We start from the raw sequence: 13,176 nt of genomic DNA on the forward strand, positions 1-13,176 counted from the left end.
GCCCAGGCCGACGCATGGCCCGTCCCGGTCACCGTCCGGAGCCGTTAGGGGGACACCGCCCCGTTCACCGTGCGGTACGGGCCCGGTACGGGCATCCGTCTCCCCCGTCGGCCCCTCCGTTCGAGTGGAGGGCGGTTTCGAGGAGACACCATGGATGACGAGCAGGTCGTGCCCGCCCAGGACGCCGCGTTCATCGCGCTGCGGGAGTACGCGACACCCGACACCGCCCCGGCGGTGCACCGGTTGCTGTCCGAGATCGACCGGTCCGACCAGCCCCTGGCGCTGCCACTGTCGTTCTACGGCGTGAAGGTGCTCGGCGACGTCATCACCGGGGAGGCCAACGTCAGCCTCCTCCTCGGGAGCGAGGCCACCGGCTCCTTCTGGGTCCTCTTCTTCGTCCCCGAGGACGACACCGGCACCCTCCTCCCGCCGCCCTACGGCGACCGGACCGACGGCACGGCGATCCTCTTCCCGGGAGCCACCAGCGTCCTCTCCCCCGCCACACCGACCGCCGACCACCGCAGCGGCTACAGCATCCAGCCGCCGAAGGTCTTCACCTACCCGGACGGCCTGCTCGTCGCCGGCCACTGCGGCCTCTTCGGCGACGGCACCCTGATGGGCAGCCTCGGCTTCCAGGTGACCCTGGGCCTGCGACCGTAACGGCGGCCGGCCCCTGTCCCGGCGCTCGTAGTAGCGCAGGGCGGGCGCCCAGAGGCCGAAGGCGGCCGCGACCTCGGTGATCGAGTGGAACTCGGACACGATGTCACAATCGCGCGCCGGGACGGGTCAGGGAGGTGACAGCACCACTCACTCCCTTCACTCCCCGAGAGGAACCACCATCGTGGACACCCGTAACCCGCTGCGCCCCCGCCTCGCTACGGACCCGAACGAGCTCGTCCCCGAACTCGCCGAGGTCTCCGCCGCGCTGTTCCGGGCCACCGGCAACCGGTCGATCCCCCGCACCACCATCAGCCTGATCCAGCTGAGGGCGGGGCAGATCGTCGGCAGCACCTACCTGGCCGTCCTGCACACCGGGTTCCTGCGCAAGGCCGGGGAGTCCGAGGAGCGCATCACCTCCGTCGCCACCTGGCAGGACTCCCCCTGGTTCACCGCCCCCGAACGTGCCGCCCTCGCCCTGGTCGAGGCCGTGCTCCGGCCCAACCCCGACGGCGAGCGGGTGTCCGACTCGCTCTACGCCGAGGCCGCCGAGCACTACGACGACAAGGCGCTCACCACCCTCATGATCGCCATCGGCCAGGTCAACTTCTTCACCGCCATCGCCCTCATCGCCAAGCCCGTCCCCGGCCGCTCCTTCACCGACCCCTGGGCCTGAGCACTCCCCTCCGGGCGAAGGGCCCGCCTCGCATGGTGCCAGGCGGGCCCGGATCGCCTCGTCCGGCATCCGAAGACCATCGGCCCCTCGCTCCGCGGAGCGAGGGGCCGATGCGCTGCACACTGACTGCCGAAGGTGGACGACAGCGCGATCCGGCCCATCCCGGGCGACCCGGAGGTTCCGTCAACAGCCAATGCCTTCAGGCCCATTGACCGGCTCATGGCGGTCAGCGATTCTGTACTGCCACCCCTCAGAGCCGCCCACACGGCTCGGGCAGGCGTATGAGCCTCCTGATCATCCCCCTAGAAGGAGCCGGCATGCGCAAATTCCTGATACGCGTCGCCACCCTCGCGGCGGCGGCAACTACCCTCGCCGCACCCGCCGCGCCGACCACCGCGGCCGCCGCACAGGCACTGTCGTTCCACCCCCTGCACTACAACACCAACGGCTACAACTGGGGCGGCTACGCCGCCACGGGCAGCGGCTTCACCTCGGTCTCGGCGACCTGGACCGAGGCGAACGCGACCTGCAACTCCACCAACGACCTCTACGCCCCCTGGGTCGGCATCGACGGGTACGGCACGTCCACCGTGGAGCAGACCGGAGTGGCGACCGACTGCTCCAGCGGCAGCCCCGTGCACCAGGCCTGGTTCGAGATGTACCCGGCGAACCCGGTCTACCTGAGCCTCAGTTCGTACCCGGTATCGGCCGGCGACGTCATCACCGCCTCGGTGACCTACGCCGGAAGCAGCAACTACACCCTGAAACTGACCGACTCCTCGCGGGGCTGGACCTACAGCACGACGAAGTCCCTCTCCGCACAACGGGCCAGCGCCGAGGTCATCATCGAGTCGCCGACCGGCTCCTACCCCAACTTCGGGACCCTGAACTTCACCTCGGCCACCGTCAACGGCAAGTCCCTCGGATCCTTCAAGCCGGTCGCGCTCGACCCCAGCTCGAACGGCACCTACGAGGCTCGCACCGGCGCGCTCGGCTCCAGCGGCACCGGCTTCAGCGAAACGTTCCTGCACGAGTAACCGAGTAACCGAGTACCGAGTAACCGCACCGGCGCTGGGGCGGCACACCCGCCCCAGCGCACGGGACTTCTGCGGGCCGGGATCCACGCCAGGCCACCCACCATCGCCGTCGACGCCACATGCCCAGCCCGCCCACTCAGCCGCTCAGTCACGCCCCGGCGGCCTGGGCGGCGACGACCGCGTGGCGCGCACGAGGACGACACGGCACGAAGCACCCGAGCACGTCCGTGGCCCACACCGCGGATCCGCCCGCCGACCGAGCAGGTCGACGGGCGGAGACCCGTGGTAGGACGGATCCTCATGGCCGCCCCGGAAGTCACCTCGTTCGCAAGGGCGGCACCGCACCACCGGGTGCTCGCACTCCTGTGCTCAGCGGCCGGCAGCCCGGCCACTGGCCCGCGCCCGACCGTACCGAATCCGCGCCGTACTCAACCTCCTACGTCGTGGTGCCGCGCCGGCCGCGCCCCAGCAGCCTGCCGAGGCGGACGGTGAGCACCGGTTTTCCCGTGACACGAGCCGTCTCGCCCTCGACGTAGGCCTTCGCGGCCTCGACGAGCGGGTACGTGTCGCACGCGCGCACGTGTAGCGGGCCCCACGCCAAAGAGAGCAGCTGATCAATTTTCAGGGCCATCGGCCCCTCGCTCCGCCGAGCGAGGGGCCGATGCGCTGCGGTGCACGCACGATCGTGGCGTCGGAAGGTTCTAGCCGTGCGTCACGCACTTGTTGGCGCTGTTGGACCACAGGCCCTGGAGGTCGAAGGTGCCGGTGCTCAGGGTGACGTAGGCGTCGAGGTTGACGCACTCGTCGCCGATCTCACCGCCGCCGCCGTTCCAGCCGATGCTGGGCCAGAAGTCGGTGACGGTCTCGGCGTACTCGTGCGTTTCCGTCGACTCGATGCCGGAGAGCAGTCGGCCGTCGGTGAACGTGGTGCAGGCGCCGGCGCCGTTGTCCGGGATGTACGGCAGGTTGGTGTAGGCCAGGGTGCCGTACGCGCTGCTGGTCTTGTCGTGCCAGGCGCAGAAGCCGGAGTTGGGGAAGCCGTCCGGGTGCGTACCCGTGGGCGAGACGACCACGTACTGGGCGTTGAGGTTGGGCGCCTGGGTGGTGTTGCCGAAGTGGGCGGCGGCCTTGCCGGCCTCGGCCGCTATCTGGGCGGCGGTGGCGCTCGCGGGCTCGGCGGCGGAGTTGTCGAACCAGACGCCGGCCAGCGGGGAGGAGGTCGGGTGCTGGACGTGGATGCCCTGGGTGCCGCAGGTGGCGGTGCCCTTGGCCACGCCCTCGCAGTACTGGGAGAGGATGGTGCCCCAGGTGTCCTGACTGCCGTACAGGCCCTTGAACATGTTCTGCATGTCGGTGGCCACCCCGGCGGGGTCGGAGGACCACTGCGAGCCCCAGAACACCAGGTAGACCTTCGGCGTGGGGGAAACCACGCCCTGGGTGGCGGCGGAACCCACCTTCAGCGTGTTGTTCGTGCTGGCGGCCAACTGATCGGTCGCGGCGGCCGGGTGGAGCGGCTTGGCCCCGAAGTGGGCGGCCGCCGGGGCGGGTTGCGCCTCGGCTCCGGTCGCCAGCGAGGTGGTGCCGAATGCGGCCAGGGCCAGCGCGGTCAGGGTGGTGGCGGCGGCCTTGAACGGCTTGCGCATGCGTCTGCTCCCGAGTGTGAGGGTGTGGGAGGGGGGCGTACGGGCGTTGCTTGGAGCCCCGACACCACACCAGCCCGGCGACCGGCTCGTCCAGATGCGCGCACACGGGGTCAGGAAGTCTTTGCCATGGCCATACCAGGCCCTTGTACGGTGCGCGGAGGCGACACGGCCGGGGGTCGTTGAACGCGTGAGAGCATGGGTGAATGAGTGTCAGCTTCAGCACCCGGAACCGCGTGACGACGCCCGACCTCGACATCGCGTACGAGCAGGCGGGCGAGCGCACTCCGGAGGCGGGTGTACCGGTGATCCTCCTGCACGGTTTCCCGTACGATGTCCGGGCGTTCGACGAGGTCGCGGCCCGGCTGGCGGCACGCGGCCGGTTCGTGCTGGCGCCGTACCTGAGGGGCTTCGGGCCGACCGTGTTCCGGCGCGCGGAGACGATGCGCAGCGGGCAACAGGCCGCGATCGGGCAGGACCTGCTCGACTTCATGGACGCGCTGGAGATCGAGCGGGCCGTGGTCGCGGGCTACGACTGGGGCGGGCGCGCGGCCTGTGTGGCAGCGGCCGCGTGGCCGGAGCGGATCCAGGGACTGGTGACGGCGGGCGGCTACGCCATCCAGGACATCGCCCACGCGATGGAACCCGCCGCGCCGGAGTCGGAGCACAACTTCTGGTACCAGTACTACTTCCACTCTGAGCGCGGCCGCAGGGGTCTGGAGCAGAACCGGGAGGAGTTGTGCGGGCTCCTCTGGCGCCTCTGGTCACCGACCTGGCCCGAGGCCGGGAAGGCGTTCGCCGCGTCGGCGGCCAGCCTGCACAACCCGGACTTCGTCGACGTGGCGATCCACTCCTACCGGCACCGGTACGGCCTGGTGGCGGGAGATCCGCGCCACCAACCGCTGGAGGACCTTCTCGCCGACCGGCCGCCGATCACGATCCCCTCGGTCGTGCTCGTGAGCGAAGACAACGGCGTGATCCCGCCCGCCGCCCAGCGGGGCACCGAGCGCTTCACCGGCCCGTGCGAGGTGAGGGCCCTCCCCGGGGTGGGCCACAACGTGCCGCAGGAGGCGCCGGGGGCCTTCGCCGAGGCGGTCCTGAGCCTGCCGCCCCGCTGAAGCGCGACGCCCGGCGCGGCCGCACGCACACAGGAAGCCGTGCCACCATGCCCTCGGACGTTCCCGCGGCTCCATGTGGTCAGCACGGTGACGCGGGCGCAGAAAGCGAGGGCTCCGGTAGATACGGCATGGCCAAGAGCATTGCCTGGATCTCCGCATCGCCTTCGTCGGCTGCCCATGCACGCAGGGACTGAAGCGTGAGGTTGACTCCTTGGACGACATCGCGGAACGGGATTGTGATGTCGGCAAGGACAGCAGGATTGGCTTCGTCCCGGTCGCATACGCCCGCGATCCGGACCAGGTGCGGACTTCCGGGCGCGGCGGCAACCGGGATCAGCTTGACGAAGTACGGGCCGTCGAAGAAGTAGGCTTCCCACGTCTCTCCCTTCAAGGCTGCCTCGACGGCTCTGTAGAGCGAGCCGAAGACCGAGAGGGGGCTGTCGGTCCAACCGGCCCCGGGGAATTCCACACCTCCCAGCCGCAGCCAAACCTCTCCGGCCGCGAACAGCGGACCTCTCACCTGCAGTGTCTCGACAGGGAGCTTCAACTCGAACACGCTTCACGGACTCCTTGATGCCAATGCCGACAGCGCGCGGATAGTACAGCCTTCACGGCTGAACCATCGGCTCCTCGCTCCGCGGAGCGAGGAGCCGATGCAGTGCGTGCCGTCTCCCCCGTCAGTGCGGGGCCGGTTGGCCGACCAGGTCGGACGGGTCGGTGTTGGCGCCGCAGAGCACCACGCAGACCTTCTCCCCGGGAACGGGGCGATAGCTTCCCGGGAGACCGCTCAGGGCCGCGAGGGCGGTGGCGGCGCCGTGTTCGACGACGATGCGGCGGTCGTCCCACAGGGTTCGGCGGGCGCGGACGATCTCGGCGTCCGGGACGAGGACGGAGTGGGCGCCGTCCTGCTGGGCGGCGTGCAGGGCTGCGGCGGAGGCGCGGCGGGCGCCGAGGGAGTCGGAGGCGACGGAGTCGACGGGGACGTCGACCGGGTGGCCCGTCTCCAGGGCGGCGTTGAGGGCGCGGCTGTTCTCCGGCTCGACGGCGACGGTGCGGATGCCGTGGTGCCGGGCGGCGGTGGCCACGCCCGCGAACAGCCCGCCACCGCCGACCGAGACCACCACGGTGTCCAGGCCCGGGATCCGGTCGCGGATCTCCTCCAGCAGCGTGCCGGCCCCGGCCGCGATCAGCGGGTGGTCGTACGCGTGCGCGGCGAGCGCCCCGGTGGCGGTCGCGAACTCCTCGCAGGCGGCCAGGGCTTCGGCGTACTCCGTACCGGTCAGGCGCACGTCGGCGCCGTAGCCTCGGAGCCTGGCCACCTTCACCGCCGGTGCGGTGGTGGGCAGGAACACCGTTGCGCGCACGCCCTGTTGGCGCGCCGCCCAGGCGCACGCCAGTCCGGCGTTGCCGCCGGAGGCGATGGTCACCCCGGTGTCGGGGAGGGCGTCGGCCTCGCGGTGGGCCTGGAGGAAGTTCTGGGCGCCGCGGGCCTTGAACGACCCGGTGTGCTGCATGAATTCGAGTGCCAACCACAGCTCACCGGGCCGCTCGGGCTGCTCGGGCCGCTCGGGCCGCTCGGCCGGGGTCAGGGCGACGGGGCGGATGTGTCCGGCGATCCGGTCGGTGGCGGCTTTGATGTCGCCGTAGGTGAGTTGGTGCACTTCGCTGCTCCTGCCGATAGAACGATCGGGCGATGAGCCTGCCCGTGATGGACGGGCTCAGGAAGGGGGCCGGGTCCACCGGCCGCCCTGATCACACTTCTTCCCCGGCGAGCCCGTCGCACTGTAGGCCGGATGGCACTCGATCATTGGGAGACCCTGCCGAAAAGCACTGGCCGGTCACGTCGTTCCGGAGAGAGGCTGAGCCCATGACGACAACCCTGATCACCGGGGCCAACAAGGGCCTCGGATACGAGACCGCCCGCCGCCTGATCGCCGCGGGCCACACCGTCTACGTGGGCGCGCGCAACGTCGAGCGGGGCACGGCGGCCGCGGCCGATCTCGGCGCGCGCTTCGTACAGCTCGATGTCACCGACGACGCGTCGGTCGCCGCCGCCGTGGCCACGATCGAGGCCGACGGCGGCCTCGACGTCCTGGTCAACAACGCCGGGATCGAAGTGCGTTCGCCGGAGGGCGAGATCATCGGCGCGGCGGCACTGACCGCCGACGTGATGCGGGAGGTGTTCGAGACCAACGTCTTCGGCCTGGTCCGGGTGACCCACGCCTTCCTGCCGCTGCTGGAGCGCTCCGCCGCGCCGGTCGTGGTCAACGTCAGCAGTGGCCTGGCCTCGCTCGCCCTCGCCGGCAAGGCGTACCCGGGGGCCGCCTACCCGGCCTCCAAGACCACCGTCAACATGCTGACCGTCCAGTTCGCCCGGGCGTTCCCCCAGATGCGGATCAACGCCGTCGAGCCGGGCTACACCGCGACCGACCTGAACCGGCACGAGGGCACCCAGACCGTCGAGCAGGGCGCCGAGATCATCGTACAGATGGCCCAGTTGAGCCCAGACGGCCCGACCGGCGGCTACTTCGGCGCGGAGGGCCGCATCCCCTGGTAGGCGGTCCGTGGGAGATCCCGGAGCGGGTTCTCACCCCGCCGGCGGGGGGCACCGGACCTCCGTCATCCGGCGGGCCGACGCTTGTGATCCGACCTCCCCTGCGCGGGGGAGGCGGGTGATCCACGGGACGGATGCGAGCAGCAGGGGCGCCGGAGGAGTCTCGGAGAGTCGGCAGTCCGGATGTATGGGGGTCACGGTGGTTGTTCCTGCGAACTCAGAGGTAGGCGGCGTTCCCGAGCCGTCGACCGCGAATCCGGGGCGGGCGCTGTGGTGGCGGCGGTGGCCCCTGTGGGCCCCCGTGGCCGCCGCGTCGTGGGGCGTGTTGTATGCCGCTATCGAGGTCACGTGGGCGGCGGCGGGCATCACCGTGCCGTGGACGGCCCACACCTCGTACGCGCCGGCGGTCCAGCTCCTCCTGGCAGCCCTCGCCGTCCTGGCCGGCGGGGCCTGCCTGGCCAGCACCCGAGCGCTTGCCAGGCCCGGCCGGGCCGTGGTGGCGACGGCGTTGGTCGTGACGATCCCGGTGTTCGTCGTCGGGACGAACGGCCTGCCGATCTACTTCGTGACGCTGGTGACGCTCTCGGGTTTCGAGAGCGCCACCGGTTTGGCTCAGGTGCTGCTGAACACAGTGGGCGCAGCGCTACTGCTCCTCGTCGGCTTGTCGTACCGCCGACGGCTACGCGGCGACTGCCCGCGCTGTGGGCGTCCGCACGCCGGTGCCGACGACGGCCCGCTCGCCCACCCGGCCGCTTCCCCGGCTCCGAAGCGGACCCGCACAGTGGTGTACCTGCTCATGTGCGGGCTTCTGCCCTGGGCGGGAGTCAAGACCATCTGGACGCTGGGCGGCGACGCACTCGGCGTCTCGGCCGACGCCTGGCAGCGGACGACGAGCCTCGGCGCGTCGGGGCCCGCGAAGGCGGCCGCGGCGGCGGGGATCGACGTGACCGTACTGGCCGCGATGGTCGGGGTCTTCCTGCTGCTGGGCCTGCTGTACGCATGGGGGCAGGTGTTCCCCCGCTGGACGCTGGTCCTGTCCGGACGACGGGTCCCGCGCCTGCTGCCGTTGATCCCCGCCCTGCTGACCGGCATCCCCCTGACGATGTACGGGGCCGTCCTCATCGTCATGGCCCCGCTCATCGCCGTCGGCGTGCTGCCCGCGATCGAGCCGTCCACGCCGTTCACCACCAGCTCGGGGATCACCTGGATGGTCGAATTCGGCGGCCTGGCGTTCGCCGGTCTGGGCATCGGCCTCGTCGTGGCCGCCCGCTCCTACGCCGCCCGCACCCACCCCGTCTGTGCCGCCGCCTGGGATCAACCGGTACTGACTCGTTCCAGGAGCTCCTGAACGCCGTCGACCCGGCGGTAGGGCGTGAAGGCGGGCGCGAGGTCCCGCACGAGGGCGACGCACCGCGGGGCTCCGATGCGTGCGGCCAGGTCCAGCGACTCCCGGGTGACGGCGAGCGCCTGCTCGACGTCGTTGGACTGCAGGTACCCCTTGGCCTGGTAGGTCAGGAAGATCCCGCGCGTCTTGTCCCGGGCCCGGGGCAACAGCGCCATGCCCTCGGAAATCCGGGCGTGCGCCTCGTCGGTTCGGCCGAGGTCGAGCAGGCACTGGCCGGAGTCCACGGCGAGGTCGGCCGGGCCCATCCACGCGCACCAGCCCGGCGCGGGGTCGGTGGGCTCCAGGTTGAGGGCGGCCTCGGCCTCCGACAGGTCGCGATAGCAGGCCGTACGGTCCCCGAGGGCGGCGTGTGCCCGGGCCCGGCGCAGGAACAGCAGCGACCGCGCGGTGGGGTGTTGCGTTCCGGACAGGGCGTATCCGAGCTGATCGACGGAGACCTTCGGCTCGCCGAGCCAGTTCGACTGGTAGGCGAAGTCCGAGAGCACCCCGGCCCCGTGGTCCCGGTCGCCCGCGGCGTGAGCGGACTGCAGGGCGGCTCCCCAGAGCTTGCCGGCCGCCCAGTGCCGGCCGTGGTCGAAGCGGTACCAGCCGCAGGTGGTCGCCAGGGAGGCCGCCAGCCGGTGGAGGCGTCGGCCGGTGGTCTCGCCGTAGCGGCCCTCGGCGATGAGGTCGGTCACCGTGGCCAGTTGGGCGTCCATCAGCCGGATGGTGTGCTGCCGCTGTTCCGTCGGCAGGGCCGTCAACTGCTGGCAGGTCTCCTCCAGCCAGTCCACGAGTCCGCCGTCCACCTGTTTTCCGTCCAGCGCGGAGGTAAGGCGTTCGGGCTCGACCACGGCCCACTGGGCGGCGAGCCCCGCGAGCGAAACGGCACTGTAGGTCATGAAGCTGCGACGGTCCATGAGGGCTCTCTGTGCGTCGTGGAGTGCTTGGACGAAGTACGCGGACCCCAGCGGCAACGGCTCGTCGCGCCCGGGCAGCCAGTACGGCCAGCCGTACGCCTCCATCTCCGAAACCGTGACGCCGAAGACTTCGGCGAGCAGAAGCTGCGAGTCGAGGTTCGGCGTCTTGCGCCAGTTCTCCCACCGGCTCACCGCCGCCTTGTCGGCGCCCGAGCGCAGCCCGTGCCCGCGAGCGGCCCTGTCGAGCTGGGCGGCGAGATCGCCCTGGGACCAGCCGCGCAGTTCGCGCGCATGTGCGAGGGGGTGCCGGATCGGGTCGTCCACGGGCCAATCCCATCATCGACGGTGACTGCGAGCCTACCGTCAGCGAGGGTAGGACAACCCCGGGACCACCGACAGGGCCTATTCCGCGAGCGCGAGTTGGGCTGTACTCGCAGCACTCCGAAGAACTCTCTTCACGAGACGGAAGGAATCCGCCCATGAAGATGACGCAGACACCCGCGCCGTGGGGCACGCAACGCATGGGGCCGTACGCGGCCACCATCGCCGTCCCGCAGCACACGCCCGTGATCGACCCCGAGACGCAGATCGCGGTCGTCGTGGACGAGCACGGCCGGACGGTCGAGTTGGGCAGCCACGGCACCAGCACGAGCGGCCTGACGCCGACCACGACCCTCCCCGGTGACGGGGCCGGTCCGGGCGGTGCGACCGACGCGGACAGCACCGAGTCGTACGACCAGGATCAGAGTTCCGGCTGATGGGTGACAGCAGGTCGGTCCTGGTGCTGACCAACCCTTATGACGTGACGGCGGACGTGGTGTTGCGGCTTCTCGCCGAACGCCAGGTTCCCGTGGCACGTCTCGACCCCGGCACCGATCTGCACGCGGATGCCTCGCTGACCGCCACGTACCGCACGGGCGAGCAGCGGGGCACCCTGCGCACGGCGAGCCGGGAAGTCGACACCACCCGGATCCGGTCCGTCTGGGTGCGCAGGCCCTCGCCCTACGAGGGGCCGCCCGGGTTGAGCGACCAGGACCGCCGGTTCGCCGCAGAGCAAGCACTCTGGGGTGCGGGCGGCATCCTCGCCTCCCTGCCGGGCGCGCACTACGTCAACCACCCGTGGAACAACCGGGCCGCCGAGTTCAAGCCCGCACAGCTGTCGACCGCACGACGCTGCGGCTTCCTGGTGCCCGACACGGTGATCACCGACGACCCGGACGAGGCACTGGAGTTCGCTACTGATCAGCACGGCGGAGTGGTCTACAAGCCACTGTGGAACACGCCCTACCGCGTGGACGGCCAGCCCCACAGCGTGTGGGTCCGAGAGGTGTGTGCGGCCGAGATCACCGACGCCGTGTCCGTCTGCCCGCACATGTTCCAGGCCAAGGTGGACAAGGCGTTCGACGTGCGGGTGACCGCCGTTGGCGGCCGGGTGTTCGGGGTCCGGATCGACAGCCCCGATCTCGACTGGCGCCGCCGCCAGAGCCTCATGACATGCACATCGGTCGGGGCACCGGAGCCGATCGTGCGTGCGGTCATCGCCTACCTCGCCGAACTCCGTTTGAATTACGGCGCCTTCGACTTCGCCGTCACAACGGCCGGTGACTGGTACTTCCTTGAGTGCAACCCGAACGGCCAGTGGGCGTGGCAGCCGGCGGAGACCACCGCAGCCGTCGCCCACGCCATCGCCGACCAGCTGGAGAAAGGCCCCGACACGTGAGCACAGCGACTCAGCTCCGCGCTTCCCTGGTGAACGGACTGACCGAGGACGGCACCCTCACGGAACCCGGGTGGAGCAGCGCCGCCAGGGCGGTGCCCCGCGAACTGTTCACGAGGTCCTACTTCCTGCCCGTGGCGGGTAGCGGCCCCACCAGCTACCGCCCCGTCCGGGAGGGCGAGCCCGGGTGGTTGGAGGGGGTCTACTCCGACGAAACGCTGATCACTCAACTCGACGGCCGCATCAGGCCGGACGACGTGGCCGAGGGGACCGTCTCCGGCTCCCCGTCCTCGTCATCCACCCTGCCATCCCTGGTGTTGCGCATGTGGCACCAGCTCGGCGCCGAAGCCGGCCACCGGGTGCTGGAGGTCGGCACCGGAACCGGCTACTCGACCGCCCTCGGAGCGCACCGCCTCGGAGACTCCGATCTCACCAGCATCGAGTACGACCCGGTGGTGGGCGGGGCGGCCGCGGCGGCACTCAAAGCAGCCGGCTTCGCACCCCGACTGATCATCGGCGACGGGCTACGCGGCGACCCGGACGGCGGGCAGTACGACCGGCTCATCGCCACCTGCGCGGTCCGCTACATCCCGCTCCCGTGGCTGCATCAGGTGAAGCCGGGCGGCAGGATCCTGGTCACCCTGTCCGGGTGGAGCTACGCCCACGCCCTCGCGCTGCTCGAAGTGACCGGCCCCGGAGAAGCCACCGGCCGGTTCCTGCCCGGCTACACCAGCTTCATGATCGCCCGGCCCCACGACCGGCCGCCCCGCCCGGCGCTGGCCATGCTGCCCGGGGAGGAGCGCCCGAGCCGGATCGACCCCGCGAAGCTCGAAGACTGGACCGGCGGATGGGTCGCCCAGCTCGCGGCACCCTCGGCCGAACGCCTGGGGGCAGGAGCGGAACAGATCCTCTGGGACGTGTCCACCGGCTCACAGGCCCGGACAGCACCCAACCCCGATGGCGGATGGACCGTCGTGCAGCGCGGCCCCGTCCGCCTCTGGGACCGCGTCGAGCGGGCATTCCAGCACTGGCAGGCCGCCGCCGAACCCCACCAGGAGCGATTCGGCATCACGGCCTCACCCGTCGGCCAGCGAGTGTGGCTCGGCACCGAGGACGGACCCAGCTGGCACCTGCCGATCTGACGCACAACGGTCCTGCCCGAAGGGGCGCGGGCGTTCTGACCTGGACGCGGAGGCAGCAGCGGCGCCACCCGCTCCCACAGATCATCAGGCACAAGATCATCCGACACTCGCAGAACTCTGCCGTCTCAACCTCCAACTGCCAGGCCCTGAGCCGAACTCTTTCTGAAATGATCAGTAACGACAAATCTCCGACTCAGGTCACTAGGACCTAACGAAGTGCTATTAGCGGTCATGTGTGTTGGGGGTCTACCAATACAGCTCACGAGAGAGCCTGCCGCGCCCGGCGTCTCGGCGCGGCAGGCGAACCGGCGGGGTTCAGTGGCGGTGGTGG

At 70.8% G+C, this 13,176-nt stretch carries 14 protein-coding genes; 9 read left to right on the forward strand and 5 right to left on the reverse strand.

Going from position 1 to position 13,176, the window contains the following annotated elements:
- Positions 1-150 precede the first annotated feature (150 nt).
- The 3 genes from J0670_RS13410 (at position 151) to J0670_RS13420 (ending at position 2,370) form a co-directional block, all read left to right on the forward strand.
- On the forward strand, positions 151-660 hold the full coding sequence (locus tag J0670_RS13410) for a hypothetical protein (protein WP_207811761.1): 510 nt from the start codon (positions 151-153) through the stop codon (positions 658-660).
- A gap of 181 nt (positions 661-841) precedes the next feature.
- Entirely contained in the window at positions 842-1,333 is a 492-nt protein-coding gene (locus J0670_RS13415; protein WP_307806507.1) for a carboxymuconolactone decarboxylase family protein, read from the forward strand.
- A gap of 317 nt (positions 1,334-1,650) precedes the next feature.
- Positions 1,651-2,370, forward strand: a complete 720-nt coding sequence (locus J0670_RS13420) for a G1 family glutamic endopeptidase (protein ID WP_207811763.1) — start codon at positions 1,651-1,653, stop codon at positions 2,368-2,370.
- Between the two features lie 436 nt (positions 2,371-2,806).
- Here the strand turns inward: J0670_RS13420 and J0670_RS13425 are convergent, their stop codons facing one another.
- Together J0670_RS13425 and J0670_RS13430 are read right to left on the reverse strand one after the other, a co-directional pair.
- A complete protein-coding gene (locus J0670_RS13425; protein WP_207811764.1) occupies positions 2,807-3,001 on the reverse strand; it encodes a hypothetical protein in 195 nt (64 codons plus the stop codon).
- 70 nt (positions 3,002-3,071) lie between these two features.
- Positions 3,072-4,013: a hypothetical protein gene (locus J0670_RS13430; RefSeq protein ID WP_207811765.1), complete on the reverse strand. Its 942-nt coding sequence runs from the start codon at positions 4,011-4,013 to the stop codon at positions 3,072-3,074.
- A gap of 203 nt (positions 4,014-4,216) precedes the next feature.
- Between J0670_RS13430 and J0670_RS13435 the strand changes: the two genes are divergently transcribed.
- On the forward strand, positions 4,217-5,128 hold the full coding sequence (locus J0670_RS13435) for an alpha/beta fold hydrolase (RefSeq protein WP_207811766.1): 912 nt from the start codon (positions 4,217-4,219) through the stop codon (positions 5,126-5,128).
- 79 nt (positions 5,129-5,207) lie between these two features.
- Here J0670_RS13435 and J0670_RS13440 read toward each other — a convergent pair whose 3' ends face one another.
- Together J0670_RS13440 and J0670_RS13445 are read right to left on the reverse strand one after the other, a co-directional pair.
- Positions 5,208-5,684, reverse strand: coding sequence for a hypothetical protein (locus J0670_RS13440; protein WP_207811767.1), 477 nt, complete (start codon positions 5,682-5,684; stop codon positions 5,208-5,210).
- A gap of 121 nt (positions 5,685-5,805) precedes the next feature.
- Positions 5,806-6,789 (reverse strand): threonine/serine dehydratase, encoded by a 984-nt coding sequence (locus J0670_RS13445; protein ID WP_207811768.1) that lies wholly within the window; start codon positions 6,787-6,789, stop codon positions 5,806-5,808.
- Between the two features lie 206 nt (positions 6,790-6,995).
- Here J0670_RS13445 and J0670_RS13450 point away from each other — a divergent pair, with 206 nt between their 5' ends.
- On the forward strand, positions 6,996-7,685 hold the full coding sequence (locus J0670_RS13450) for an SDR family NAD(P)-dependent oxidoreductase (protein ID WP_207811769.1): 690 nt from the start codon (positions 6,996-6,998) through the stop codon (positions 7,683-7,685).
- A gap of 184 nt (positions 7,686-7,869) precedes the next feature.
- Positions 7,870-9,030, forward strand: a complete 1,161-nt coding sequence (locus J0670_RS13455) for a hypothetical protein (protein ID WP_243436971.1) — start codon at positions 7,870-7,872, stop codon at positions 9,028-9,030.
- Here the strand turns inward: J0670_RS13455 and J0670_RS13460 are convergent.
- Complete coding sequence (locus J0670_RS13460; protein WP_207811770.1) at positions 8,997-10,310, reverse strand: helix-turn-helix transcriptional regulator; 1,314 nt, start codon at positions 10,308-10,310, stop codon at positions 8,997-8,999. The two genes, J0670_RS13455 and J0670_RS13460, sit on opposite strands and share 34 nt — an antisense overlap.
- 161 nt (positions 10,311-10,471) lie before the next feature.
- Between J0670_RS13460 and tgmA the strand changes: the two genes are divergently transcribed.
- Genes tgmA through tgmC form a run of 3 tightly spaced genes read left to right on the forward strand, consistent with a single transcriptional unit; the run spans position 10,472 to position 12,845 of the window.
- On the forward strand, positions 10,472-10,744 hold the full coding sequence (gene tgmA, locus J0670_RS13465) for a putative ATP-grasp-modified RiPP (protein ID WP_207811774.1): 273 nt from the start codon (positions 10,472-10,474) through the stop codon (positions 10,742-10,744).
- Positions 10,744-11,706 (forward strand): ATP-grasp ribosomal peptide maturase, encoded by a 963-nt coding sequence (gene tgmB / locus J0670_RS13470; RefSeq protein WP_207811771.1) that lies wholly within the window; start codon positions 10,744-10,746, stop codon positions 11,704-11,706. The genes tgmA and tgmB overlap by 1 nt, the downstream gene beginning before the upstream one ends.
- Positions 11,703-12,845: an ATP-grasp peptide maturase system methyltransferase gene (gene tgmC / locus J0670_RS13475; RefSeq protein WP_207811772.1), complete on the forward strand. Its 1,143-nt coding sequence runs from the start codon at positions 11,703-11,705 to the stop codon at positions 12,843-12,845. The genes tgmB and tgmC overlap by 4 nt, the downstream gene beginning before the upstream one ends.
- Positions 12,846-13,176: the final 331 nt, after the last annotated feature.

The organism is Streptomyces sp. FH025 (genome assembly GCF_017427025.1).
Classification (GTDB): Bacteria; Actinomycetota; Actinomycetes; order Streptomycetales; family Streptomycetaceae; genus Kitasatospora.